This window comes from Parafannyhessea sp. LCP19S3_B1, from assembly GCF_052121955.1.
In the GTDB taxonomy this organism is placed as follows: domain Bacteria; phylum Actinomycetota; class Coriobacteriia; order Coriobacteriales; family Atopobiaceae; genus Parafannyhessea.
In genome coordinates this window covers 20,047-44,428 of sequence record NZ_JBQKDH010000010.1, presented here as the reverse complement: position 1 = coordinate 44,428, position 24,382 = coordinate 20,047, and the positions used below count along the sequence as shown (strand labels likewise).

Here is a 24,382-nt window from a genome sequence, read left to right as displayed (position 1 = left end):
AGGGGCCGCCCCAGCGGGACGGCCCCAAGGTGCGTCTGCGAAGACGGGCTCCTACTGAATCTGGGAGACCATCGCCATGTTGGTGGACGTGATGTAGTCGCCCTGAGAGGGGGACGTCTGCGGGTCGCCGGCGGTGACGACCACCAGGTCGCCGGACTCTACGACGCCGTGCTCCTTGGCGACGGTCAGCGCGTTGTAGCACGTCGCGGACAGAGAACCCTGCTCGGTGGTCTTGTACGCGTCGACGCCCCACTGGAAGCACGTCTTGCGGATGGCGTGGTTGGACGGGGACATCGCGATGATGGGGATGCGGGGACGGAAGTTGGAGATCAGGCGAGAAGTGCGGCCACTGTGGGTCGGGCAGATGATGCACTTCGCGTTCACGCGCTCGGCGACCTCAGCAGCCGCGAGGCCGATGGAGGAGTTGACGTTGCGCATGCCGCCACGGTCGTGGTACTCGCGACGCTCGGGGAGGTACTTCTCGGTCTCCCTGCAGATGGAGGCCATCATCTTCACGGCCTCGACGGGGTACTTGCCCGCCGCGGTCTCGCCGGAGAGCATGACGCAGTCGGTGCCGTCGTAGATGGCGTTCGCGACGTCGTTGACCTCGGCGCGGGTCGGGCGCGGGTTGCGGATCATGGAGTCGAGCATCTGGGTGGCCGTGATGACGGGCTTGTAGCTCTGGGCGCACTTCTTGATGATGATCTTCTGGATGTGCGGGACCTCCTGCGCGGGAATCTCGACGCCCAGGTCGCCACGGGCGACCATGCAGCCGTCAGAGGCGGCAAGGATCTCGTCGAAGTTCTTCACGCCCAGGGCGCTCTCGATCTTGGGGAAGATGTACACGTTGCGAAGGCCGTTGTCCGCGCAGATCTTGCGGATGTCGTCGACCGCCTGGGCGTTGCGGATGAAGGAGGCGGCGATGGCGTCGATGCCGAGCTCGCAGCCGAACATGATGTCCGCGATGTCCTGCTCGGTGACGGAGGGCAGGCCGATCTCGACGTTCGGGACGTTCACGCCCTTCTTCTCGCCGATCTCGCCGCCGTTGGTGACGACGCAGTGCATGTCGTTGCCCTCGACGTGGTCGACCTCGAGGCCCACGAGGCCGTCGTCGATCAGGATGATGGAGCCCTTCTCGACCTCGTTCGGGAGGTTGAGGTAGTCAAGGGAGATGTGACTCGCGTTGCCGTGCCAGTCCTCGGTGGTGGGCTGAGCCGTGACGACGATCTTGTCGCCGGTATTGACGGTGACCTTCTGACCGCCCTCGAGCAGACCCGTGCGGACCTCGGGGCCCTTGGTGTCGAGCATAATGGCGACGGGAATGCCCAGCTCCTCGGAGATGCGGCGGACGCGATCGATGTTCTGACGGTGATATGCGTGGGATCCGTGGCTGAAGTTGAAGCGGGCCACGTTCATGCCGTTCTTGATGAGCTCGCGAAGAACCTCATCGCTTTCGGTCGCGGGTCCCATCGTGCAGACGATCTTGGTCCTCTTGGTAGACATGCTGTTCCTTTCTGACCATAAGAGAAAGGCGAGCCACAGTGCGCGGCTCGCCTGGAAACGCTTTCAAACCGCTTGGGCCTATTGTAAACCGCTGACGGCCACTGTTGATTCGTGACAACAAAGGAAATGGTAATGACCGTGATTCCTAGTCATCTAGCAGACGACGCTGCGGTCACTGAACTCCTCGCCCTTCGCGTAGCGCTCCGCGTTGTCCAGCGTGACCTGGGCAATCTGCTGCAGGGCCTCGTAGGTGAAGAACGCCTGGTGAGAGGTGAGGACGACGTTGGGGAAGGAGCAGAGGCGGGCGGTGATGGAGTGGCCGAGAATCTGGTCCTCGCGGTTCTGGTACACGTTGGCGTTCTCGCCCTCGTACACGTCGAGGCCGGCGGCGCCGATCTTGCCGGAGCGGATGCCGCGGATGAGCGCCTCGATGTCGACGAGGCCGCCGCGCGCGGTGTTGATGAGGATGACGCCGTCCTTCATCTTGGCGATGGTGTCGTCGTTCACGAGGTGATAGCTCTCCTCGTTCAGGAAGGCGTGGAGGCTGATGAGGTCGGACTGCTCGTAGATGGTTTCGTAGTCGACGTACTTGTCGATCACGCCGTCGTCGACGAGCTTCTGGTTGGGATAGAGGTCGGCTCCCAGGACGGTCATGCCGAAGCCCTTGCAGATGCGTGCGAGCGCGGCGCCGATGCGGCCGGTGCCGATGATGCCCGCGGTCTTGCCGTGCAGCGTGTGGCCGACGAGGCCGTCGAGCGAGAAGTCGTTCTCGCGGACGCGGATGTACGCCTTGTGGATGTGGCGGTCGGCGCAGAGGGCGAGCGCGATGGCGTGCTCGGCGATTGCCTCGGGGGAGTAGGCGGGGACGCGGGTGACCTTCATGCCGATGGACTTCGCGAAGTCGACGTTCACGGCGTCGAAGCCGGCGCAGCGCATGAGGACGAGGCCGACGCCGAGGCCACGGAGGATCTCTAGGGTCATAGCGGAGACATCGGCGTTGACGAAGGCGCAGACGGCGTCATAGCCCTTGGCGAGGGCTGCGGTCGTGGGCGTGAGGTTCACCTCGGTGAAATCGACCTGAACGTCGGGATAGTTGGGGAGCTCCGCCGAGAAAGACTTCTTATCGTAGCCACGCGTGCCAAAGAAAAGAACCTTCATGCCTGATCCTTTCGTCGTGGCGGCACACTGCCGCCTTGCCTAGGCTGTGCTTGCCAGCCGCCAGCCAATCGATACATCAAATTATAGCGACGGTACGGCCCGTTGGAGCTTGCCAGACCAAGTATGTGGTGGTCAGCGCCGATTTGTCTACGTTCGTGCGGTCAACCGTTGCCCGAGACGGGATGAAGGCGAGGGGTGGGCTCTGATGGGGGCGTGCCCTTGTTTCTGGGGAGTTTTTGTCCAAGACCCCGCATGTGAAGCACTTCTCGCCCGCGCGATGACCCTTGGGTAGAATGGGTTGTGTCATGTTGGGCGTCCGGCATGGCAACCTTGGTGAGCCCTTGCCCCTCCTGGGGAATTATGATCGGGCATCAATCTGCCGGACGAATCATCCAGGAGGGAAAATTGAAGGAATACCTGCAAGACTCCTCGGAAGTCCTCGAGGCCGTCGGCTCCGACGGCAAGTGCGGGCTGACCGCGGGGGAGGCGGCCGCGCGCCTCGAGCGCGACGGCCTGAACAAGCTCAAGGAGGCCGAGAAGGACCCGCTGTGGAAGCGGTTCCTCGCGCAGATGGCCGACCCCATGATCATCATGCTGATCGTGGCCGCGGTCATCTCGGCGCTCACGGGCATCGCACAGGGAGAGGCGGACTTCGCCGACGTCATCATCATCTGCTTCGTGGTCGTGGTGAACGCCGTTCTGGGCGTGGTGCAGGAGTCCAAGGCCGAGGAGGCCCTGGCGGCGCTGCAGGAGATGTCCGCCGCGCAGAGCAAGGCCGTCCGCGACGGCAAGGTCGTGGCGGTGCCGTCGTCCGAGCTCGTGGTGGGCGACGTCGTCGTGCTCGAGGCCGGCGACTCCGTGCCGGCAGACTGCCGCATCCTCGAGAGCGCCTCGATGAAGATCGAGGAGGCGGCGCTCACGGGCGAGTCCGTGCCCGCGAACAAGGTCGCCGACACCCTTGACGCTCCCGAGAGCGGGGACGTGCCCCTGGGCGACCGCAAGAACATGTGCTACATGGGGTCGACCGTGGTGTACGGCCGCGGTCGCGCCGTCGTTGTCGCAACCGGCATGGGCACGGAGATGGGCAAGATCGCCGACGCCCTGTCCCGCGCGACCGACGAGGAGACCCCGCTCCAGAAGAAGCTCGACGAGCTCTCCAAGGTGCTCTCGATCATCTGCATCGTCATCTGCGCCCTCGTGTTCGGCGTCACGTGGCTGAAGCACGGCATGGGCTTCTTCAACAACATGCCGCTCGTGCTCAACACCTTCATGGTCGCGGTGTCGCTTGCCGTCGCCGCCATCCCCGAGGGGCTCGCGGCGGTCGTGACCATCGTGCTGTCCATCGGCGTCACGAAGATGAGCCAGCACAACGCGATCATCCGCAAGCTCTCGGCCGTCGAGACCCTTGGCTGCACGCAGGTCATCTGCTCGGACAAGACGGGCACCCTCACGCAGAACAAGATGACGGTCGTCCGCCACTTCACTGAGGACCAGGACAGGCTCGTGCGCTGCATGGCGCTCTGCTCCGACGCGAAGTGGGACGAGCAGAAGGGGGAGGCCGTCGGCGAGCCGACCGAGGCCGCGCTCGTTGCCGACGCGGCGAAGCTCGGATTTTCGTCAGGCGACCTCGACGCCGCCAACCCCCGCGTCGGCGAGGCCCCGTTCGACTCCGGCCGCAAGATGATGTCCGTCGTGAACCTCGCGCCGGACGGCAACTACGTCCAGCACACCAAGGGCGGCCCGGACGTCGTGCTCGCGCGCTGCACCATGGTCCGCACCGCCGAGGGCGACGTGCCCCTCACCGACGAGCGTCGCGCGCGCATCATGGAGGCCAACAAGGCCATGGCGGACGACGCCCTGCGCGTGATGGCTGCGGCCAGGGTGAACTACGGCAAGGAGGCGCCGGAGTCCTTCTCGCCCGAGGCGCTTGAGCACGACATGACCTTCCTCGGGCTCTGCGGCATGATCGACCCGGTCAGGCCCGAGGTCGGACAGGCCGTCGCCGAGGCCCACGCCGCGGGCATGAACGTCGTGATGATCACCGGCGACCACATCGACACCGCCGTCGCGATCGCGAAGGAGCTCGGCATCGTCACCGACCGCTCGCAGGCCATCACCGGCGCCGAGCTCGACCGCATGTCCGACGAGGAGTTCTCGAGGAACATCGCCAACTACGGCGTGTACGCCCGCGTCCAGCCGGAGCACAAGACCCGCATCGTCGACACGTGGAAGAAGCTCGGCAAGGTCGTCGCCATGACCGGCGACGGCGTGAACGACGCCCCGTCCATCAAGCGCGCCGACATCGGCATCGGCATGGGCATCACCGGCACCGACGTCACCAAGAACGTGGCCGACATGGTGCTCGCGGACGACAACTTCGCGACGATCATCAACGCCTGCGAGGAGGGTCGCCGCATCTACGACAACATCAGGAAGTCCATCGCCTTCCTGCTCTCCTCCAACCTCGCCGAGGTCATCTCCGTCTTCGTGGCGTCGCTCGTCGGCTTCACTATCCTCGAGCCCACGCACCTGCTCTGGCTGAACCTCATCACGGACTGCTTCCCCGCGCTCGCGATGGCCATGGAGGAGGCCGAGCCCGACATCATGGAGCGCGAGCCCCGCAGCTCCACCGACGGCATCTTCGCCGGCGGCATGGGCCTCGACTGCCTCGTCCAGGGCGCGATGATCGGCGCGCTGACGCTCGTCTCGTACTTCGTCGGCCTCCGCTTCGAGGGCGTGCCCCTCGCCGACGTGCTCTCCGGTGCCAACAAGGGCCTCGACGGCATGACCATGGCGTTCCTGACCCTCTCGATGGTCGAGATGTTCCACTCGTTCAACATGCGCAGCCGCCGGAAGTCGGTCTTCTCGCTCCCCACGCAGAACAAGTGGCTCTGGGGTTCCTTCGCGCTCTCCCTCGTCCTGACGTTCGTGGTCATCGAGACCCCGCTCGCCCGCGCGTTCGACTTCGCCGAGATCAGCGCCGCGGAATACGGCATCGCGATGGCGCTCGCGTTCCTGATCATCCCGCTCGTGGAGGCCTACAAGGCCATCATGCGCGCCGTCGAGAAGAACAGGGCGTAGCGCCTCATGGCAAGGCGCGCTCACAAGTCCAGCAGGTCTGACAAGCGCAGAGCGGTCGCCGGCGGGGTCCACGATGCCCTGCCGGCGCTCTCTTCCCTGTCCGAGCTGCCGGCATACACGGAGCTTTCCGCAAGCGACCGCCAGAGGTCCGCCTTCGAGCGGGAGGCGGACCGGGCCGTCGCCGCGGGCGAGGCCAGGCGAGAAGAGCTCGACCTCGGCTGCGTCGCCCGCCTTGACCGCGGCTTTCCCGCGGTCATCACCCCGCGGGGCGTCTATCGCACCGAGTTCGCCGCGTCGCTCACCAAGGGGGACGACAACTCGCGCGCCGCGGTGGGCGACTGGGTCTGCGCCCGGAGGCCCGCTGGGCACGACATGGGCATCCTCTGCAAGATCCTTCCGCGCGAGAGCGACATCGCAAGGTGGAAGGGCGGCTCGCGCGGAGAGCGGCAGACGCTCGCGGCAAACGTCGACGTCGTGCTCGTGACCCAGGCGCTCGGGCCCGGCCCCATATCGACCGACAGGGTCGTTCGGTCCGCGGTCATCGCGCGCGATTGCGGCGCCGACATTGCCGTGGTCCTCACGAAGGCGGACCGCGCCGGCGCATCGATGCTCCAGACGGACGTCGCGCTCATCCAAGAGGTTCTTGGCCGGGACGTCCGCATCGTCGCGACCTCCGCGGGCGCCACGGGGCGCAGGGCCATGGCGGACCTCATGGATGCCGCCGGTCGCTGCGGGTCGGGATGGGGCGAGGACGACGTCCGGCATCTCGTGCCGGCGGGAACGGTCGCAATCGTGCTGGGGGAGTCCGGCGCCGGCAAGTCGACGCTGCTCAACGCGCTGCTGGGTCGGGAGGCGCTCGAGACCGGCGCGGTCCGCACGTCTGACGACATGGGGCGCCACACCACCGTCGCCAGGCGCATGGTCTCCCTCCCCGGGGCCGGCGTGATCATCGACGAGCCCGGACTCAGGAGCCTTCCGCTCGTGGGACACGAGCGCGGCCTCGCGAAGGTGTTCCCAGAGATCTCCGAGGCGGCGCGGACGTGCAGGTTCCGCGACTGCACGCACACCCACGAGCCTGGCTGCGGGGTCCGGTCCGCCTTCGCCGCGGGAGAGTTCTCGAAAGAACGGCTCGATGCATACGTCTCGCTCGCCGCCGAGATGCGTGCCAGCGCAAAGACGCTCGACCCGGACGTAGTGTTGTAGCCGAGGACGACATATCCGTTTCACACCACAGCCTAGCTGCGCTTTTCCTAGTGCAGCTAGGCTGAATTTATGCGCAAGAGAACTGAGAGGCCAATTTGGAGACTCGCCGCCCCGCGGCCGGCGATGGCGCAGACTCATGTCTACAAGACGTGTCCCAAAGCGTGACAGGGGATGGGGGTCGCCATGTCTCTCAGATTCAGGCTGGTATTCGCCAGCGCCTGCGCTGTCCTCGTTCTTCTCGCCTTCACCGCCTACGGCAACCATGTGCGCGCCCAGGCCGAGCAGGTCAGGAACGCGGCAATCGCCCGTTATGGCGGCGAGGTCGTGAGCCTCGTGGTGTCGAACTCGGCCCTCGAGCCCGGGCAGGTGGTGGGCGAGAAGGACGTGTCCGTGCGGGACTGGGTGGCTGACCTTGCGCCGCAGGGGGCGCTCACGAGCCTGGACGACGTCATTGGTCGCGAGGTGACCGTGCCCGTGAGCAAGAACGCCCCCGTCACGAAGCTCGCCTTCAGGGACTCTTCGGAGCTCGCGGACATTCCGTCGGGTCACGTGGCCATGAGCGTGCCCGTCAACGAGAAGCTCGGCGTGACGAAGGGCGTTCCGCAGGGGACGAGGCTGCTTGCCTACGAGGTGACGGACGAGGGGTCGAAGCCGCTGAGCGAGGACGTGACGGTGCTGTCGGCCCCAAGCTCCTCGAGCTCGATGGGCATGACGGCGCAGATCTCCCTGGCCGTGCCCGCCGACGACGTCTCCTCGCTTCTGGACGCAAGCGGGAGGGGGGACCTGAGGCTCGTGATGCCCGCGGACGACGTCAAGCGGCCGGAGGAGGTTGCGTCGGCGCCAGAGTCCCGGGCCGAGAAGCCCGAGGAGGACTCTGGGGGCGTTGGTGAGGGGAGTCCCCGAAGCCTGGCCGAAGAATCGAGGTAGGGAGGCGCATGGGATGGCGGACAGATGGCTGGGATGGACTTCGGAAGGAAGTCGGACCGACATTCGAAGGGCCTTGGCGTCACTTCGCCCGAAGGCGACGCTTGCGTTCGCATCGAGTGCGGAGGACCTCCGGGAGCGGGTGATGGACTCGGTCGGAGCTCCATGGGGAGTGATCGTCGGACTGAGCGAATCGGGCGTTTCGGACATGAACCTTGCGGCTGCGGTGGCGCATGACGGCATGGCGGGAAGCGTGGTTCTCGTTACGCGCAACGCCTCGGGGTCGCTGCGCTCGAGGGCGTCACAGGCCGGCATCGACACCGTGATCGATATGGGGGAGGTTGATGCCGCGGTCGCGGTGGCCCGCGCCAAGGGGAGCGCGGGGGGCGTTCGGGCAGACGGTGCCGCCGCGCCCGCGGCGGAAGGGGGAGGGCCGCCGCGCGACTTGGATGACGTTCCGTTTGCTCTGGACGAGCCCGATGGCCTTTCCTGGAGCGAGAAGACGATGACGCCCGCCGGCCCTGCGGAAGGAGGACGTGGGTCGATGCTCGTGTTCGTCTCTGGGAGGGGCGGTGTGGGCAAGACCACCATCGCATCGGAGTGCGCCGTCGTGGCGAGCCTGTGGGGGCTGAGCGTGGCGGTAGTCGACCTCGACCTTTCCTGCGGAAACGTGTATGCGGGATTTGGCGTGGGGGCTCCCGTCGACCTTGCGAAGCTTGCGGCCAACGGGATTCCGTCAATCGAGACCATGGGCAGGAGCTGCGTCCGGCTCGCGAACGATGCGTGCCTCTGGGGGCCGTGCGAGAGGCCGGAGATGGCGGAGCAGGTCATGCCGCACGTAGGCCGGCTGCTCGAGTACCTGGTACAGAGGTACGAGCTCGTCCTTGTGGACACGTCGACGACGTTTACCGACGCGGTCGCCGAGGCCGTGCAGAAGGCGGACCGCGTGTTCGTGGTGCACGACGGCGCGCCCGGATCAATCGGCTCCGCGGGAAGGACGAGCTCGCTCGTGGTGCGCCTTGGCGTCGCAAGGACCCGAATGGTGCGCGTGGAGAACGTCGCCAACCCGAGGGCGAAGAACGACCTCGGGCCAGGCATCGGCCAGAGGGGCCTTGAGGGCGCCCCGTTCTTCCGGGTGATCGACGGTGGGCCCGAGGTGCAGGAGGTTGCGGCCGCCGGAGGAATACGGGAGCTCGTGAGAGAGGGTGGTCCGATGGTGCAGAGCGTCAAAGTCATGCTCGCGAGGACCCTGGCCGAGCTTGGGGCCCTGCCGTCTGACGAGGACGCGCAGCTTGCCGCCCACGTCGAGACCAGGAGGCCGAGATTCAAGTTCTTCTCGCGAAGGGAGGAGGTGGTCTGATGTCTGTCCTCGAGAGGGTGAAGACGCACGAGGCCGTCGCGCTCGGCGTTGTCGGCGAGGGAACGACAAGCAGGTCAGATTATCGGAGGCTTCGGGAGGACCTGCGGCACGAGCTGGTGGGGCGGCTTGGCCTTTCGGCGATCGCCTCGATGCTCCAGTCCGTGAAGGCAAGCGAGGTAAGGGAGGAGCTTGCGGTCACCTGCCAGGCGATATTGAACGAGGCGCACTTCTCTTCGCTCCTGCAGAGCGAGCAGGACCAGGTGACGAGGGAGGTGCTGGACGACATCTGCGGCCTGGGCCCCATACAGAGCCTCCTGGACGACGACGGTGTGAGCGAGATCATGATCAACGGAACGGGCGCCCTGTTCTTCGAGCGAGATGGGCGCATCCACTCTGCGGAGTCGGTGTTCGAGTCCAAGGAGCAGATCATGATGGTGATCGACAGGATCCTTGCTCCCCTGGGACGCCGGCTCGACAGGACGAACCCTCTTGTCGATGCTCGCCTTGCCAACGGCGACCGAGTGAACGCGGTGTCGGACACCATTGCCATAAACGGCCCGGCGGTCACCATTCGAAAGTTCTCCGATCGCATCACGACGCTCGACAGGCTCGTTGAGCTTGGCTCGATCCCGAGGTGGTATGCGACGCTCCTTTCCTGGGCGGTGCACGCGAGGCAGGACATCGCCGTCGCGGGCGGGACCGGTTCGGGAAAGACGACCCTGCTTAACGCCCTGAGCACTCAGATCGGCCTGCATGAACGCATCGTGACCATAGAGGACTCCGCAGAGCTGAAGTTTGACACTCATCCCGATGTGGTGCGGCTGGAGGCGCGGTCGGCCTCCATCGAGGGGACCGGAGAGGTGACCATTCGCGACCTCGTCAAGAACGCGCTGCGGATGCGACCCGACAGAATCGTTGTGGGAGAGTGCCGCGGCGAGGAGACGATCGACATGCTGCAGGCCATGAACACCGGGCATGACGGATCGCTGACGACGCTTCATGCGGGGTCGGCGCAGGAGGCAATCCTGAGGCTCGTGCTCATGGCGAGGTTCGGCATGGACCTTCCCACCGACATCATCGAGGAGCAGATCGCCTCGGCCCTTGACCTGCTCGTGATGTCTTCGCGATTTCCGGACGGCATGCGTCGGATCACGTCGCTGAGCGAGGTGTCGAGAGGGGATGCGGGGGGAGTTGCGCTTCGAGAGTGCGTCCGCTACGACCAGGCGAGAGGGACGTGGGAACTCGTCTCGGAGCCCAGCTTCATAGGAGAGGCGGTTCGGATTGGTGCGCTTGGGTCTGAGGAGGTAGAGAGATGGAGGCGATGTATGCCGTCCTTGGCAGCCTGACGACGTTTCTTGCGGTGCTCGTGCTCCACGGGGGCCGTTTGGGGACGAGCCCCAAGAGCCTGCTGCGCCGGAAGGCGACAAGGTATGCGAGGGCCCTCCTTGGCACTCTTGGGGCTTCTCGCCTGGTCGGCGCCCTTGATTCCACGGATTCGTGGCACGCCTTGGGCGAGGAGGTCGTCGTGTCCGCGCGGAATGGCCAGGGAGGTCCAGACTCATGGGCCCTCCCGGAGGGCTTGGCAAGGACGTCGGGGCAGGGAGTGGCGGCCGTTGTCGTTGGGGACGCATTGCTTGCCGTCGTCCTCTGTCTTGTCGCCCTGTCTCCCATCGGCGTGCCCATAGCAATGGCAGTGGCGCTCGCCGGCGTGCCCGTATGGCACCAGGCGCAACTCCGACGTATCGAACGAGAGCTGACCCAGGAGATGCCGGGCGTGTTCCGAACCCTTGCCATGGCCATTGGCTCAGGCGAGACGCTTGCCCAGGCGATCGAGTACCTTGGGGCGCACGAGGGAGGTCATGCCGCGAAGCCCTTTGCAAGGGCGTCGCTCCGAATGAGGTGCGGCGAGTCTGCCGAAGAGGCGCTCGCGGAGCTATCGAAGGAGCTTGAGGCGCCGGGGGTCGGCCTGCTCACGACCGCGCTCCTCATATCCCAGAGGACGGGAAGCCCCCTCAAGTCGCTCTTCGGGCACGCGGCGAAGATGGTGGAGAGACAGGGCGATTTCGAGAGGATGCTCGAGGTCAAGACGGCGCAGGTGAGGCTCTCTGTCAGGATCGTCTGCGGACTTCCGGTAATCATGATTGCCGCGCTCTCGATTCTGTCCCCGGACTTTCGGGCCGGACTCGCGACGCTTCCCGGCATGGCGAGCGTAATGACCGCGGTCGTGATGGACGCGTTCGCGCTGATCATCATCAGGCGGCTTATGAGGGGGGTCGTGTGATGGACTTGGCGTACGTGGGTGGGTGCCTGTCGGCGTCGACGGCTGCGTTTGCGATGGCTTTTGGCCTTTTGGGGAGGCGCCCTTCTCGCGAACTCGACCGCACGGGCGGGTTGGGAGAGTGTCTCGAGCTCATCGCAAGCAGGATGGCATCGCTGCCCGCCTTCAGGGAGCTCGATCGCAGGGGTAGGGAAAGCGCGGCCAGACGAGCCTGTCTCCGGTCTCTGCCGACGTTTCTGGATGTGGTGACCCTGGGACTTTCGTCCGGGCTCTCGTTCGATGCGGCGCTCTCGCTTTACTGCGAACGCTACGAGGACGACCTTTCCTCGGCATTTGGAGAGGCCCTGCTCTCGTGGCAGATCGGGGCGGAGAGCCGGTCGTCCGCGCTCGATAGGCTTGCCGAGGAATTGGATGTGGGTGCGCTGAGGAGCTTCTCGTCGACGGTGTCCCAAGCCCTCGAGTTCGGGTCGCCCCTTGCATCCGCCCTCGAGTCCCAGGCGCAGGCAATAAGGGAGGAACAGAGGTCTCAATTGGAGGAGGAGATTGAGAAGGTCCCGGTGAAGATGCTCATTCCCCTGGGCACCCTGATCGTGCCGGCGATGCTTTTGTCAATCCTGGGACCGCTCATCGGATCGAGCCTGACAACGACATGAGGCCATGCGGTCGTACAAAGGGGCGTTTGCCCAGAGGGGAGGAACGGCACACCACTCGTATCTATCCAAATCAGAGGAGGGCAGTGAGATGGAACAGCTGAGGATGGGAATGGAAGACGTGGCCTGGGGCGTTTGGGAGACCCTGCGTGACGAAGACGGACAAGGAACAACGGAGTACGCCATTCTCGTTGGAGTCCTGGTAGTAATTGCGATTCTCTCAATCATCACCTTCAAGGGGAAGGTCCAGCAGCTCTGGGACGCGATATCGAGTGGAATAGGGGCCCTCTAGGTCATGGCTGTCAGGCGAGGGGGTTCCAGACTCGTCCCCTTGGCCCTGTTCGCGCTCTTGGTAGGCTTCATGGCGACGGCAGTGTGCTGCCGTCGCCAGGTGGAAGTCAGCGCGGGCCAGGAAGCGGACGTTGAGGCGCACGTGCGCGGACGAGGGGGAGACTCCCCCTTTGGGGGAATCTCTGGCAAAGGCGTGAGCCCGAAGGACGAGGGCGACAAAGACGGCGGCTCGTCACGGCATGTCACGCGGCGACCCCCCTCGCCTTCGAAAAAGGACGGCGTGAGGGGCTATACGTCGAAAGCAAGCTTGCAGGATACGGCCACGCGGCTCTTGGAGGAGTACGCGCGGGCAGGGAAGTGCGTGCTTGTGCGTGCGGGCTACCTCGACCTGCTTGGGAACAACTGGTCCTGCACCGTCGTCGGGGACGGATGGGTGGATACGGTCGTCGTGAGGGGGACGAGGGACTCGAGAGAGTCGGAGGTAAAGGTTGTCCGGATGGATGCGAAGGAATGGGAGGAGGGAGTTCCCAGGTGAGCCATATGGAGGTCGAGGATGATGGAGGCCATTTTGCCAAAATCAAGTGCGGTGTCTTGTCTGATGCGAAGGGGCAGTCCACCGTCGAATACGCGCTGGTACTGTTTGCCTTCCTGGCAATCGTCGTTGCGCTGTCAAGGGTTGTCGGCTATGCCGGCAGCGGAAGGCTGTATGCGACGATCGCCGGGTCAGGGTCGCATTCGCTGGAGGGTGACGTCCTCTCGGTCTTTCAGGACGTTCTTCTCTATTGAGCTTGCGAAATCAACGTCTGGCCAGGCAACGATCGAGGCGGCCGTCCTGTTACCCACCCTCATGCTCGTCATTGCGTTGCTCGTGCAGCCGGTCTGCATCATCTACACGCGTACGGCCATGAGGTCTGCCGCTGCGGAGGCGGCAAGGGCGATTGCGACTGACTATGACGGAGACCTGTCGGACTGCAGGTCGTATGTGCTCAGGCGCCTTGAGGCTGTTCCCGACGTCCCCCTCTTTCACTCTGGCGGCACGTCAGACTGGTCGATTTCGCTGAGCAGGAGCGGAAGGGGCGTAAGCGTCGAGGTCGTCGGGCATGTTCGTCCACTTCCCCTTCTCGGGGTCGCTTTGGCTGCGTTCTCCGAGAGCGACGGCAAGGGGATAGTCCTGAGGGAGTCCCTAAGGGAAGAGGTGCGCCCGAGTTGGATAAGGGGGACCTATGGAGACTGGCAGCGGTTGTGGGCGTAGAGGAGCTGATCGTGGAGCCTGCATCCTTGATGTGTTCATCGACGACGAGGGTGGCTACACCACCGTAGCCGTTGCCGTCGCGCTCCTCATGAGCATCGCTCTCACGTTTGGCGTGGCTGCGTCCCAGTGGAGCCACGCCAGGGCGGCTGACGTGCAGGAGGTGGCAGATGCGGCTGCAATGTCTGGCGAAAACTGCGTCGCGGCCTTTTCTACCATCGCACAGGTGCTGGATGCATGCGTCTTGAGCATGGGCCTCCTGGGAGCGATCGTGTACGGCGCGGGAATGATCGTGGCGGCGATTCCGGTTCTCCAGCAGGGAGCACCGAGGATTCTCGAGGCGGGCAGGCAGATTCTCGAGTGTCGGAAAAAGTTCGCCAAGTCGGCCTCGCAAGGCCTCGAGAGACTTGAGAAGGCTCTTCCCGCTCTCATCGTGGCGAATTCGGCCTCAACGGTATCGGCGAACTCGTCTGGAGGCCTGAGCTACGCCGGGATTGCGGTGCCGTACCCGCAGGAGTCGAAGTCCGACTTCAGCCATCTGCTAGACGAGGTCGACGGCAAGGAGATGGAAAAGGCGGCCGAAGATCTCAGGGAGGCGTCAGCTAGGAAGAAGGAGGCGATTGACAGGGCGAATGATGCCAAGGAGAGGGGTTGGCATGCGGACAACGTTGGTACGTGCATGAGGGAGCGAGCGCAGTCCCTCGCGAAGCTAACGGAGGGGCAGAACCCGATGTATCCAAGCCCGAGTACCTGGAAGTTCGACTTTGCGCGCAGAAGAGCCGTGAACTATTACACCGCCCGGGCAGCGTCCAACGTAATCGACCTGGGCTCTGCCGACGAACTCCAGCGCTCATGCGCGCGTGCGGTTTTCTACCGGTATGCCGCAAAGGAGCTCTCTAAGGCGCGGTGCGAGGAAGGCGAGGTCGTTGACATTCAGCTGCCCGAGCTGCCCCACACGACACGGATGGTCATGGAGACCGAGCTCTACTCGACGGCCGTCTGGCCATGTACGAGTGAGGAGGCGGGTGTGACGTTGCATTGCTCGCTCGACTGTCCCGGTGCAACCGGTCCGTTTGCCGGCAACGCCTCGCTTGCAGACATAGAGTCGGGGTCGGTTGCCTATTGCGAAACGTGCCGCATGAATGCGGCGGCCATGGGAAACGTCGCGGATGCATCGACGAACATCAACAACGGCTTCGAGCACTACTGGAGGGACGTGGTAGAGGCGTCAAGGGATTACCAGAGGGCGAAGGAAGACGAGAGGAAAGCGGAGGAGGACATGAAGAGAGCGGCGGAGAAAAGTGGGTCAGCGTTCGAGAAGGCGATGAACATGCTCGCGGTCGAACGACCGCGCCTGTGCCCGCCCGGCGCATACGGATGCATCGGTTTCGTTATGAGAGACGCAACCAAGCTTCCTCGTGGGCTGTCAAGCGCCTTTCTCAAGTCGGGGACGCTTCCGGCGGGTGTCGCGATCTCAGGCGCCGCACTGGCTCCCGATGATGACACGGATGGCCACAACGTCCTCGCAAGCGTTTTCGACGGTCTCGAAAGGTCGGACAGGACGCTCTTCTCCGGACTGCTTGATGGCATCGGAGACCTGTGGGGGTCGCTTCTGGTCGGCTATGGATCTGCATACGGAAGCGTCAGCCAGGCTGCAAACAAGTTCTTCGACGACATAGGCGGCGTGTTTGGGGAGAAGGTTGCAAGCTGGATGCGGAGGAAGGTCAAGGATGTCGTATCGAAGGCGGGATTCGAACCCTCTGACATGAGGCTCAGGAAGCCTGTGCTGACGAACAGCCAGCATATTTTGGATAAGGCAGGAGCGACGAAGACGGCGGAAGTGAGGTCTTTCATACAGTCCCTGCCTCACGATCAGCGTGGAATCATAAAGACGTGCCGTTCCAAACTGGTGTCGATGATGGGGGACGGCGGCAAGGTCACCATCGCGGAGATTCCGATTCCCGGAATGGAGGGGGCATCAATCCCCCTGACGATAGACCTCTCCACTCTCTCGGAGGCGATTCCATGAGGGGGTGCGGAGAGGCTCGTGAGTCTGGCCAGATGACTGTCGAGCTCGCGGCAATGCTGCCTGTCATCATCGTCGTAGCCCTCATCGTGTATAACCTCGCGAAGTATGCTGAGGTGTGCTCCACGTTTGACAGGGTCTCCCTCGATGCGGCGGTATCGCATGGAGTCTCGCCGTCTGGATCACAGAGCAGGGGCGCGGCCGTCTCCGAGATCGAGGGAGTGATACGGAAGGCCCTGAACTCGAGGGCATGTGACGTGACGGTCTCTGCGAGCGATGCCGCCTCCGCGGTCGAGAAGGACGGCCTGACCTTTCCCCTTACGCCCCTGCTCACCACATATAGGTGCACCCTCACGTTTCATCCTTGGCCTACGACCGTGTCCGTGGCGGGGGTCGGCTATTCCGCGCCGCTTTCGTTAAGGCACGAGAGAACCATTACCGTTGACCGTTTCAGACCTGGGGTGGTGATTTGATTGCAGCTCGTACGCATTCGGACGAGACGCTTCGACTTTGGAAGCTTCGAAGTCCTTGACTCTCTCTTTCGCAAGGCGAAGGGTCTTCTTCGCGATTCGGAGGGGCGGCAGGTCATGCTCCGGAGGTGCTCATCCATTCACACCTTCTGCATGCGCTATCCCATAGACGTCGCATTCGTCAAGAGGGACGGCGGCGTCGTCCTATCGGAAAGGATGGTCCAGCCAGGGAGGATAGTGCGCGCTCGTGGAGCGTCATTCGTCTTGGAGCGCCCCGGCAGCGACTCGCCTTGGCCTGCGGCGAACGAAACGCTCACCATGGAAGAGACCTGTGACCGAGAAGGGACGTGTCGTCGATGAAAACTCTGGGCGAAATGGAGAGTTCCGCCGGGCGCGAGACCCCGGCCGGCTTCGCGGACAAGGTGGGGAGGGCACGGACGAAGATATGTCCGAACTGCGGCGAAGAGCTGTTTGCGGATATGGACATCTGCTATGGGTGCCTCTACGACTTCTCCAGGCCGCCCGGCTCCATGTCAACGATGGGACTTGGCCAGCTGGTGGGCGAGGGGAGGGATGGTGGTGGGACCCGCGCCCAAAACGCTGGCGATAATGGCAAGAGTCACGAATGCTCGTCCGACTCAGACGCGACGGTGCCCCTGGATATTCCCTCCTCCAGCCTTCCCCACTGGAAGAGGAAGATGCTTTGGGTAAGGTCGCCCGACATGGAGGTAAAGGTTCCGATTCCCGAATCCGAGTTGACGGTCGGTCGTGACCAGTGCTGCGACGTGGTTCTCCACTCGATGGCCGTTTCACGTAGACACGTAGGGTTCAAATGCGTTTCGGAAGGGCTTAGGGTTAGGAACCTTGGAGCCAAGAACCTGGCGACGGTGGGGGGAAGAGAGGTGCAGGACTTCTGCATCCTCGGGCATGGGCAGACGGTCAACGTCTGCGGCACTCTCTTTACCTTTGTCACGCCTGATGAGTAGAGACCCGCCTGGACATGAGAAGGGGGTGGTCCACTTCTGGATCCACCCCCCAGCGGCACGCAAACGAAGCGAATGCCTAATAGGGCTGAGCTACATCGGCATCGCAGTGGTCTGGACGTAAGTACGTGTGAGGTACTTCTGGTCGAGGCTGAACAGGCCCTGAGGCGTGCTGCCAAATAGCTTGTAGTCGGTAATCATGTCCGAGGCGTTCGACTCCTCCTCGCCCTGCTCGTTCACGAACCAGTCGAGCATCTTCATGGTGCGGAAGTCATGGGCGTCGTAGGCCGCCTGGTAGCACTTGTTGATGAGGCTCGTCACATACTGCTCGTGCTCGTAGCCAGCCTCGAGGGGCTCGAGGTCGTTTGCGAACGTCTTGTCGGGCTTGTCGATTGCTTCCATCGTCGGCTTGAAGTCGTTGTCCAACAGATAGCGACGGAGGATCTTCGCGTGGTCGACCTCCTCCTGGACTTGAATCATGTACCAGTTCGCATAGCCCTTGAGCCCGCGGTCCTCGTAATAGTCCGCGAACGTAAGATAGAGATATGCGCTATAAAGCTCCTTGTTGATTTGCTCGTTGAGCACGCTCGATACGCTCTTGTCCAGTGCCATGCAAATCCACTCCTTGTCGTATGGATACCACTATCCGCTGGCCTGACATATACATTGCAGTCTATACCCATGTCTCTGGTATATTTTCGAGCAACGACGTGGGAACCAGAAAGAATGGGAGACTCGATGGTCGCTCGAATCGCGCAGTTCCGACGCGACAGACTGTCCTTGGCGGCAGTCCTCGCAGCAATGGCTCTTGCAGCCGCCTTCCTCGCAACCATGCTGGCAACGGCGGGTGTCGCACGTGCAGATGAGTATTCGATTGACAAGGTCGATATAGATGCGACCGTGAGGACCGATGGGTCGGTCGTTGTCAGCGAGGTGCGAGAGTTCAGTTTTGATGGAGACTTCCATGGGGTCTATTGGAAGATTCCGAAGGGGGAGTATGAGGGAACCTCGATCAGCTCCGAGGTGAACAAAGTCGGTGAGCTTGGATCGGGAGGGGAGTTCCAGGAATTCAAGCGCGTGCAGGAGGGCGATGCCGACTACGGGCGGGATGGCACGTACCTCGTGACGGACGAAGGCGCGTACGTGAAGGTCAAGATCTATTCCGCGCACAGTGACGACACGGCTGACTTCGCCATCACGTACACGGACCAGAACTTGGCGCGTAGGTACGAGGACACGTCCGAGCTCTATTGGAAGTTCGTGAGCGACGGCTGGGACGTGGAGAGCGAGAACGTGACCTGTACGGTTCACCTCCCCGTTCCCGATGGAGAGGCGGTTACGGCGGGCAAGACCGTCAGGGCCTGGGGACATGGTCCCCTTGACGCCTCGCTTAGTTTCAAGGGCAGCGACATCATCTACACGGTCCCGGGAGTCGGTAGCGACGAGTTCGCCGAAGCGAGGATAGTTTTCCCCGCTTCGTGGCTATCGGATGCGCCCACGTCAAACAAGAAGGTCCTGAGCACGGTCCTCAACGAGGAGCAGAAGTGGGCTGACGAGGCGAACGAACGCCGCGCTCAGGCTCGCATGGTGAGCTATGCGGCCCTTGGCATAGGAGTGCTCGTGGCGCTCCTTGCGGGAGCGGTGTCTCTTGGCAGGCTTTCCTCGTATAAGAGACGGCACACGCCCCAGTTTGACGACAAGTACTTCCGCGACGTGCCCACGGATGACCATCCCGCCGTTCTGGGTGCCCTGCTGAACGACGGCGAGCCAACGGACGACGACATGTCTGCCGCGCTCGTGCGGCTGACCGACGTCGGTGCGCTGAAGCTTGAAAAGGTCGCGATCGAGAGCAGAGGGGTGTTCGGCCGCAAGAAGTCGGAGGATGACTACGCCCTGACGAAGGTCGACAACGCGGGGGGTGTGCCGGCGAGCAAGAGCGCGGCCGCAATCGATCGATCGACCCTCAAGTTCTTCGACAAGGTGCTCTCCAAGTGCAAGGGCCGCGAGAACGGCGTCCTGTACTTCTCGGACTTCGAGAAGGTGGCGAAAGACAAGCCAGAGGCATACAACGACGCATACGAGAACTGGAAGACCGACGTCAAGGCCCAGGCCGAGCAGCGGGGGTTCTTCGTCGACAGGAACTCGAACGGACAGGGACTTGTCGTCGGTGCGATGACGCTTGACATTCTTGTGGCGGCAGCCCTGCTGTTCATGACGATAGCCGAGGTTATACCGGTGGGCTGGGGACTGGGAGTGGTTCTGCTGCTCGCGGCGTCCGCGGCACTGGGGTTCGTGGTTCTGAGGCGCATGGACAACCTGTCGGAGGAGGCGGTCGAGGTCATCGCGAAGCTGAAGGCCCTGAGGAGGTGGCTCAAGGACTTCACCCGACTGGAGGAGGCCGTCCCCCAGGACGTGATCCTTTGGAACAGGCTGCTTGTGATGGCCGTCTCGCTTGGCGTGGCGGAGGAGGTAATCGAGCAGTTGAAGGTTGCCGCGCCACAGGTTCTGGAGGACCCGGTCGTCGCTCCGGTTTACGGGTGGTACATGTATCCCCACACCGCGCTGGGAAGCCCCGCATCGCGCCTTGGATCCTCGGTCACCTCGTCTCACAAGGTCAGCTCTGCCGCGATGGCCGCGTCTTCGATGAGCTCCGGCGGGGGCGGCGGGGGCGGCTTCTCCGGCGGCGGAGGCGGCGGCTTCGGAGGGGGAGGAGGCGGAGGCGCCTTCTGACCATCGCGACCACACGCGTGGAGAGTGCTTGCTAATGCCCATCTACCTGCGGACTTCAAATTCTCTCCATCTGGTTTGAAAAAGTTCGTTGACGCGCGCGGAATCTTTGATATATTAAACAGGCTTGCAAGCGAGCAAGTAACGGCTGGGTAGCTCAGTTGGTAGAGCAGGGGACTGAAAATCCCCGTGTCAGGGGTTCGATTCCCTTCCCCGCCACCATGAAGAAAAGGCCCCGTACCTGCGGAAACGCAGTGCGGGGCTTCTTCGTAGGCATCGGCCATGGGCCGAGTTGCCATGGGGCGTGCAGCTGCCGCTTGCTACTGCTTGGCGTTCTGTCGAAATGCCCAAGTTTCTTGTCGGCATTTCCAAGCTTGCTGTCCGCGCGGGAGCTTTCCCCCTTCTAGTACCTGACCCTGAAGTCGGGCTCGCCTTCGACGGGAGGGATGTCGTCCTTCTCGTCGATCACGTACTCGATGGGGTAGCGCGCATAGGCGTGCGCGAACGCGCCGAAGAACGCGGATATCTGCTCTTGCGTGCCCTGGAGCTCCATGGTGACGGTTTGCCAGTCGGGTTCGTTGCGGACCCATCCGGTGCAGCCGACGGAGTTGGCGCAGCGCGAGGAGGTCCAGCGGAAGCCGACGCCCTGCACTTCTCCCCTGAAGACGAGGTGGAGCCTGCGGACGCTGCCGGTGGTACCCGCGTCGACGGCGTCTTGCACCGCGTTTTTGGGGGACGCGCCCCTTGCGGGGGCGTTGCTGGAGGAGCCGCGGCCGTCCGTAGTGTCGGTGTGGAGCATGTGGACCTCCATGTCTTGGCGATTTGCCCATTAGCCGTACAATATCACCATCCGAATCGATCTTAGCGAGGACAGGTTCATATGAAGGCCAAGTTCAACCTGATGACAGACTCGACGTGCGACTTCTCGATCCAGGACATCGAGAGGTCGGGGCTCACGTTCCTTCCCTTTACCTACACGGAGGCCGGAAAGCCCGACGGCGGCCTTTCTGGGCTGGACGACCTGTTCCAGTCCATGAGCGCCCACGACTTCTACGAGCGCATTCGCTGGGGCGCGACCCCCAAGACGTCCCAGCCGTCGCAGCTGGTGTACGAGGAGGCGTTCCGCAAGGCGGCGGAGCTTGACGTCCCCACCGTGCTGATGACGATCTCGAGCGGGATCTCTGGCGGTTACAACGGCGCCTGCACGGCGCTCGACCGCGTGCAGGAGGAGCTGGGCCGCGAGCTGCCCATCTACATCGTGGACACGCTGCTGGCGTCCACGTCCTTCTACCTGCTGCTTGAGGAGGGCGTGCGCCAGCGCGACCGCGGCGTCACCGCGGAGGAGTTCGTGCGCTGGGCGGAGGACGCGCGTTACCACGTGTGGACCATCTTCATGGTGGACAACCTTGACACGCTGCACCGCGGCGGCCGCATTCCCAGGTCCGTCGCGCTCGTATCGTCCGCGCTGGACGCGAAGCCGCTGCTGTCCTGGAAGCTGAACGGCGAGCTCACAATCCTGGGAGTGACGCGCGGTCGCAAGAAGGGGATGCGCAAGATGAAGGAGTACTACGAGAAGCACCGCTCGCAGCTGCAGTATCCGGCCGTGGCGGCCATCGGCAGCGCGGACTGCGAGAACGACGGCCTGCGCCTGGGCGCCATGGTGGCGGACATCGACGACTCCGCGCGCATCCTCACGTCGACCATCGGACCCACGATCGGCTGCCACGTTGGCCCCGGCATGCTCTCGTGCTGCTTCTGGGGGGAGGACCGTCGCGAGAAGCAGAACGCGATCGCCAGCAAGGTCAAGGGCGTACGCCAGGGATAGCCCACGGGGAGCTGAGTTGCGAATGGACATGAGCAGGAGGGGCTTCCTCGCGCTTGCGGGGGCGGCATCGGCCATGGGGCTTGCCGCCTGCAGGGGCGACGGGAAGTCTGACAAGCCGGAGGACGTGAAGGTCAACCTGGGCGAGTACAAGAAGCTCGAGATCGACGACTCCGCCTGGAACTACGACGAGACGAACGACTGCTACTACCAGCTGGGCCTTCCGTACTGCACGGACCCGGCGGCCGGCAGCTACGAGTCACTTGCCATTTACGTCCCGGGTGCCTACTTCAAGGGCGAGAAGAGCGGGGACACCTACCGCTGCAAGATAGCGCCGGACGCGAGGGTGGGCTCGTTCACGCCGAAGACCGCCCCGGTGGTCATGCCCATAAACTCCGCGCGCCTCTCCGCGCAGGGCTGCCCGACGGCGTACTCGTACGACGGGCTGGGAACGTACCTTAAGAAGGGCCTCGTGTACGTGTACGCGGGGTTTCGTGGGCGCTCCGGCGGCTATGTGAGCGACTCGAGCGAGCAGTACTCCGGCGGCGCGCCGTGGCCGGTGGTGGACCTGAAGGCGGCGGTGCGCTACCTGCGCTACAACGGCAAGAGCCTGCCGTGCGACGCGAAGCGCATCTTCGTGTTTGGCTACGGCGCGGGAGGGGGCGTGTCCGCGTGCCTGGGCGCCCTGGGGGACTGCGGCATCTTCACGCCGTACCTTTCCAAGATCGGCGCGGCCATGCACGACGCGGACGGCAAGTCCATATCCGACCGCGTGTTTGGCTCGGCGTCGTGGTGCCCCATCACGTCGTACGACGCGGCGGACAGCGGCTACGAGTGGATGATGGGGCAGTTCGCGAACGACGGCGCCCGCGCGGACGGCCAGTGGACGAAGGCGCTTTCCTGCGACCTCGCGACCGCGTACGGCAAGCTCGTGAACGAGCTCGGCCTTACCGGTGCGGACGACAAGGCCCTGAAGCTGGAGCCGGTGCAGGACGGCAGCTACCTTTCCGGCACGTACTACGACTACATGCTCCAGACGATCGAGGGCTCCGCGGAGAAGTTCTTCTCGACCACGAGCTTTCCGTACACGTACACGCCGGGGCATCTGGTGGACCCGGCGTTTCCCGGCGACCCCAACATAAACTCCGACAGCGCGGTCGAGATAGACGTCATGACCGGCGCGGTTGAGGACGCGTCCGGCGCGGGCGAGAAGGGCGCGGCGGACGGCGGCGCGGCCGCGGCCTCGGGCGCGTCTTCCTCGCAGGAGGGCTCCGCCGCGACCGACGGCGACGCGACCGAGACGACGGACGGCTCCGCCGCGAGCGGCGTCACCAAGGTGCAGTCCACGGTGTACAACGACGCGGAGAGCTACGTGAGCGCGCTGAACGGGGACGACCGCTGGATCACGTACAGCCCAAGCGCCGGCGGCGTGACCATCACGAGCATGTGGGACTTCGTGAAGCACTGCCGCCCCGCGCAGAAGGGCGTGTGCGCCTATGATGCGCTGGACCGCTCCACCACGTCCAACCAGCTGTTTGGCGTGGACGACGAGTCGAGCCTGCACTTTGACGAGACGGTGGCGACCCTTCTGGGCGACAACGCGGACAGGTACAAGGACCTGAAGGGCTGGAAGGACGACCTGGTGAGCGACTGGGCGCAGGACATCGTGAAGCTGGACTCGCTGAAGACGGACATGCAGAGCCGCGTGAACGCGATGAACCCGCTGTACGCCCTGAGCGGCCACTACGCCGGCTTTGGCTCGTGCGAGGTTGCGCCGCACTGGCGCATCAACACGGGGCTGTTCCAATCCGCGACGGCGCTGACCGCGGACGCGAACCTGGCGGCCGCGCTTGGCGCATACGACGGGGTGAAGGACGTGTCGTTCACGCCGGTGTGGGGCAGGGGCTTCGAGCTCGCGGAGACGTCCGGTGACGCGCAGGAGAACTTCGTGAGCTGGGTGACAGACTGCTGCAAGTAGGCGCCATACATAGAGAAACGCACTAAACTACACTACTTGTAGGGCATGTGCAAGACATATTGCCGGTTTGGTGGCATTTTTTTCGCTAATGTGCTAAGGTAAGTAGCATATTGCGCGAAAGGAGCATACCACATGTATAAGGTTGGCCAATACGTAGTTCATCCGGGACAAGGCGTCTGCAAGGTGGAGGCCATCGAGGACGATCCACAGGCCACGTACATGCTCATGCCCGTGGGCGGTCGCCATCCCATGCGCATCAGCTTCCCGGTGGCAAGCGAGGGGCGGCTTCGCCCCGTCATCGGTCGCAAGCAGGCGGAGCAGATCATAGGCGAGTACACGGAGCTCCCGCTGGAGGAGCTCTCCTCCCGCAGCAACGCGCTGGAGGAGGAGCGCTTCAAGACGGAGCTGCGCCGCGGCAGCTGCCGGGACGCCGTGCGCATCGCGAAGACGTTCCGCACCAGGATCGAGCAGGTGCGGGCCTCCAACAAGCGTCCGCCCGTCGCCTACGAGCGCATCTTCAAGCAGGCGAGCGAGCGCTCCCTGCAGGAGCTTGCCGTCGCCATGGGCGTCTCGGAGGACGACGTGGCGCAGCTGCTGAGGGCAAGCGAGGAGGACGCCCGCAACAACTAGGGCGCCCGGCACTTCTCGCCCGGCGCCTGCGCGGGGGGGGCGATGGCGC

Annotated in this window: 22 protein-coding genes and 1 tRNA gene; 19 read left to right on the top strand and 4 right to left on the bottom strand. The window is 63.9% G+C overall.

Annotation, left to right across the window (positions count from 1 at the left end; translation table 11 throughout):
* Positions 1 to 51: 51 nt before the first annotated feature.
* Entirely contained in the window at positions 52 to 1,503 is a 1,452-nt protein-coding gene (pyk, locus tag ACTQWE_RS06760; RefSeq protein ID WP_441855317.1) for a pyruvate kinase, read from the bottom strand.
* Positions 1,504 to 1,656: 153 nt separating this feature from the next.
* Positions 1,657 to 2,661, bottom strand: coding sequence for a 2-hydroxyacid dehydrogenase (locus ACTQWE_RS06755; RefSeq protein ID WP_170104321.1), 1,005 nt, complete (start codon positions 2,659 to 2,661; stop codon positions 1,657 to 1,659).
* A 405-nt stretch (positions 2,662 to 3,066) separates the two neighbouring features.
* Here ACTQWE_RS06755 and ACTQWE_RS06750 point away from each other — a divergent pair, with 405 nt between their 5' ends.
* From ACTQWE_RS06750 to ACTQWE_RS06685, 14 genes are all read left to right on the top strand, one after another.
* Positions 3,067 to 5,742: a cation-translocating P-type ATPase gene (locus tag ACTQWE_RS06750; protein WP_441855319.1), complete on the top strand. Its 2,676-nt coding sequence runs from the start codon at positions 3,067 to 3,069 to the stop codon at positions 5,740 to 5,742.
* Positions 5,743 to 5,748: 6 nt separating this feature from the next.
* Positions 5,749 to 6,945, top strand: a complete 1,197-nt coding sequence (rsgA, locus tag ACTQWE_RS06745) for a ribosome small subunit-dependent GTPase A (protein ID WP_441855321.1) — start codon at positions 5,749 to 5,751, stop codon at positions 6,943 to 6,945.
* A 183-nt stretch (positions 6,946 to 7,128) separates the two neighbouring features.
* Positions 7,129 to 7,872 (top strand): SAF domain-containing protein, encoded by a 744-nt coding sequence (locus ACTQWE_RS06740; protein ID WP_441855323.1) that lies wholly within the window; start codon positions 7,129 to 7,131, stop codon positions 7,870 to 7,872.
* A 142-nt stretch (positions 7,873 to 8,014) separates the two neighbouring features.
* On the top strand, positions 8,015 to 9,229 hold the full coding sequence (locus ACTQWE_RS06735) for an AAA family ATPase (protein WP_441921439.1): 1,215 nt from the start codon (positions 8,015 to 8,017) through the stop codon (positions 9,227 to 9,229).
* Positions 9,229 to 10,575 carry a CpaF family protein gene (locus tag ACTQWE_RS06730; protein ID WP_441855325.1) on the top strand — a complete coding sequence of 449 codons (1,347 nt, stop codon included), beginning with the start codon at positions 9,229 to 9,231 and terminating at the stop codon, positions 10,573 to 10,575. The genes ACTQWE_RS06735 and ACTQWE_RS06730 overlap by 1 nt, the downstream gene beginning before the upstream one ends.
* Positions 10,576 to 11,003: 428 nt before the next feature.
* Positions 11,004 to 11,510, top strand: a complete 507-nt coding sequence (locus ACTQWE_RS06725; RefSeq protein WP_441921437.1) for a type II secretion system F family protein — start codon at positions 11,004 to 11,006, stop codon at positions 11,508 to 11,510.
* Positions 11,510 to 12,160 carry a type II secretion system F family protein gene (locus ACTQWE_RS06720; RefSeq protein WP_441855329.1) on the top strand — a complete coding sequence of 217 codons (651 nt, stop codon included), beginning with the start codon at positions 11,510 to 11,512 and terminating at the stop codon, positions 12,158 to 12,160. The genes ACTQWE_RS06725 and ACTQWE_RS06720 overlap by 1 nt, the downstream gene beginning before the upstream one ends.
* Positions 12,161 to 12,263: 103 nt before the next feature.
* On the top strand, positions 12,264 to 12,449 hold the full coding sequence (locus ACTQWE_RS06715) for a Flp family type IVb pilin (RefSeq protein ID WP_090864095.1): 186 nt from the start codon (positions 12,264 to 12,266) through the stop codon (positions 12,447 to 12,449).
* A gap of 279 nt (positions 12,450 to 12,728) precedes the next feature.
* Positions 12,729 to 12,983, top strand: coding sequence for a hypothetical protein (locus ACTQWE_RS06710; protein ID WP_206109846.1), 255 nt, complete (start codon positions 12,729 to 12,731; stop codon positions 12,981 to 12,983).
* Between the two features lie 5 nt (positions 12,984 to 12,988).
* Positions 12,989 to 13,234 (top strand): hypothetical protein, encoded by a 246-nt coding sequence (locus tag ACTQWE_RS06705; RefSeq protein ID WP_170104329.1) that lies wholly within the window; start codon positions 12,989 to 12,991, stop codon positions 13,232 to 13,234.
* Positions 13,134 to 13,700, top strand: a complete 567-nt coding sequence (locus tag ACTQWE_RS06700) for a TadE/TadG family type IV pilus assembly protein (protein ID WP_441921435.1) — start codon at positions 13,134 to 13,136, stop codon at positions 13,698 to 13,700. The genes ACTQWE_RS06705 and ACTQWE_RS06700 overlap by 101 nt, the downstream gene beginning before the upstream one ends.
* The gene (locus tag ACTQWE_RS06695) at positions 13,672 to 15,726 is read left to right on the top strand and encodes a hypothetical protein (RefSeq protein ID WP_441855330.1); all 2,055 of its coding nucleotides are present in this window, start codon (positions 13,672 to 13,674) and stop codon (positions 15,724 to 15,726) included. The genes ACTQWE_RS06700 and ACTQWE_RS06695 overlap by 29 nt, the downstream gene beginning before the upstream one ends.
* The gene (locus tag ACTQWE_RS06690) at positions 15,723 to 16,196 is read left to right on the top strand and encodes a hypothetical protein (protein ID WP_170104332.1); all 474 of its coding nucleotides are present in this window, start codon (positions 15,723 to 15,725) and stop codon (positions 16,194 to 16,196) included. Before ACTQWE_RS06695 ends, ACTQWE_RS06690 begins: the two co-directional genes overlap by 4 nt.
* A gap of 353 nt (positions 16,197 to 16,549) precedes the next feature.
* On the top strand, positions 16,550 to 17,179 hold the full coding sequence (locus ACTQWE_RS06685) for an FHA domain-containing protein (RefSeq protein ID WP_441855334.1): 630 nt from the start codon (positions 16,550 to 16,552) through the stop codon (positions 17,177 to 17,179).
* Between the two features lie 90 nt (positions 17,180 to 17,269).
* On the opposite strand, the gene ACTQWE_RS06680 is transcribed toward ACTQWE_RS06685, so the two are convergent.
* Positions 17,270 to 17,788 (bottom strand): ferritin, encoded by a 519-nt coding sequence (locus tag ACTQWE_RS06680; protein ID WP_170104335.1) that lies wholly within the window; start codon positions 17,786 to 17,788, stop codon positions 17,270 to 17,272.
* A 114-nt stretch (positions 17,789 to 17,902) separates the two neighbouring features.
* Between ACTQWE_RS06680 and ACTQWE_RS06675 the strand changes: the two genes are divergently transcribed.
* Together ACTQWE_RS06675 and ACTQWE_RS06670 are read left to right on the top strand one after the other, a co-directional pair.
* Entirely contained in the window at positions 17,903 to 19,906 is a 2,004-nt protein-coding gene (locus ACTQWE_RS06675) for a DUF2207 domain-containing protein (RefSeq protein WP_441921433.1), read from the top strand.
* A gap of 143 nt (positions 19,907 to 20,049) precedes the next feature.
* Positions 20,050 to 20,125 (top strand) — tRNA-Phe (locus ACTQWE_RS06670).
* A 181-nt stretch (positions 20,126 to 20,306) separates the two neighbouring features.
* On the opposite strand, the gene ACTQWE_RS06665 is transcribed toward ACTQWE_RS06670, so the two are convergent.
* A complete protein-coding gene (locus tag ACTQWE_RS06665) occupies positions 20,307 to 20,702 on the bottom strand; it encodes an acylphosphatase (RefSeq protein WP_170104337.1) in 396 nt (131 codons plus the stop codon).
* A gap of 81 nt (positions 20,703 to 20,783) precedes the next feature.
* On the opposite strand from ACTQWE_RS06665, the gene ACTQWE_RS06660 reads away from it, so the two are divergent.
* The 3 genes from ACTQWE_RS06660 (at position 20,784) to ACTQWE_RS06650 (ending at position 24,333) form a co-directional block, all read left to right on the top strand.
* Positions 20,784 to 21,728 (top strand): DegV family protein, encoded by a 945-nt coding sequence (locus ACTQWE_RS06660; RefSeq protein ID WP_441921431.1) that lies wholly within the window; start codon positions 20,784 to 20,786, stop codon positions 21,726 to 21,728.
* Between the two features lie 22 nt (positions 21,729 to 21,750).
* The gene (locus ACTQWE_RS06655; RefSeq protein WP_441855340.1) at positions 21,751 to 23,703 is read left to right on the top strand and encodes a subtype A tannase; all 1,953 of its coding nucleotides are present in this window, start codon (positions 21,751 to 21,753) and stop codon (positions 23,701 to 23,703) included.
* A gap of 132 nt (positions 23,704 to 23,835) precedes the next feature.
* The gene (locus ACTQWE_RS06650; RefSeq protein ID WP_170104340.1) at positions 23,836 to 24,333 is read left to right on the top strand and encodes a CarD family transcriptional regulator; all 498 of its coding nucleotides are present in this window, start codon (positions 23,836 to 23,838) and stop codon (positions 24,331 to 24,333) included.
* Positions 24,334 to 24,382: the final 49 nt, after the last annotated feature.

Coding starts and splice junctions, on each gene's coding strand:
- ACTQWE_RS06755 (WP_170104321.1), bottom strand. CDS start 2,661: ATGAAGGTTCTTTTCTTTGGCACGCGTGGCTACGATAAGAAGTCTTTC.
- ACTQWE_RS06690 (WP_170104332.1), top strand. CDS start 15,723: ATGAGGGGGTGCGGAGAGGCTCGTGAGTCTGGCCAGATGACTGTCGAG.
- ACTQWE_RS06730 (WP_441855325.1), top strand. CDS start 9,229: ATGTCTGTCCTCGAGAGGGTGAAGACGCACGAGGCCGTCGCGCTCGGC.
- ACTQWE_RS06685 (WP_441855334.1), top strand. CDS start 16,550: ATGAAAACTCTGGGCGAAATGGAGAGTTCCGCCGGGCGCGAGACCCCG.
- ACTQWE_RS06735 (WP_441921439.1), top strand. CDS start 8,015: ATGGACTCGGTCGGAGCTCCATGGGGAGTGATCGTCGGACTGAGCGAA.
- ACTQWE_RS06675 (WP_441921433.1), top strand. CDS start 17,903: ATGGGAGACTCGATGGTCGCTCGAATCGCGCAGTTCCGACGCGACAGA.
- ACTQWE_RS06655 (WP_441855340.1), top strand. CDS start 21,751: ATGGACATGAGCAGGAGGGGCTTCCTCGCGCTTGCGGGGGCGGCATCG.
- ACTQWE_RS06720 (WP_441855329.1), top strand. CDS start 11,510: ATGGACTTGGCGTACGTGGGTGGGTGCCTGTCGGCGTCGACGGCTGCG.
- ACTQWE_RS06715 (WP_090864095.1), top strand. CDS start 12,264: ATGGGAATGGAAGACGTGGCCTGGGGCGTTTGGGAGACCCTGCGTGAC.
- ACTQWE_RS06680 (WP_170104335.1), bottom strand. CDS start 17,788: ATGGCACTGGACAAGAGCGTATCGAGCGTGCTCAACGAGCAAATCAAC.
- rsgA (WP_441855321.1), top strand. CDS start 5,749: ATGGCAAGGCGCGCTCACAAGTCCAGCAGGTCTGACAAGCGCAGAGCG.
- ACTQWE_RS06695 (WP_441855330.1), top strand. CDS start 13,672: ATGGAGACTGGCAGCGGTTGTGGGCGTAGAGGAGCTGATCGTGGAGCC.
- ACTQWE_RS06660 (WP_441921431.1), top strand. CDS start 20,784: ATGAAGGCCAAGTTCAACCTGATGACAGACTCGACGTGCGACTTCTCG.
- ACTQWE_RS06740 (WP_441855323.1), top strand. CDS start 7,129: ATGTCTCTCAGATTCAGGCTGGTATTCGCCAGCGCCTGCGCTGTCCTC.
- ACTQWE_RS06650 (WP_170104340.1), top strand. CDS start 23,836: ATGTATAAGGTTGGCCAATACGTAGTTCATCCGGGACAAGGCGTCTGC.
- ACTQWE_RS06700 (WP_441921435.1), top strand. CDS start 13,134: ATGCCGGCAGCGGAAGGCTGTATGCGACGATCGCCGGGTCAGGGTCGC.
- ACTQWE_RS06705 (WP_170104329.1), top strand. CDS start 12,989: ATGGAGGTCGAGGATGATGGAGGCCATTTTGCCAAAATCAAGTGCGGT.
- pyk (WP_441855317.1), bottom strand. CDS start 1,503: ATGTCTACCAAGAGGACCAAGATCGTCTGCACGATGGGACCCGCGACC.
- ACTQWE_RS06665 (WP_170104337.1), bottom strand. CDS start 20,702: ATGCTCCACACCGACACTACGGACGGCCGCGGCTCCTCCAGCAACGCC.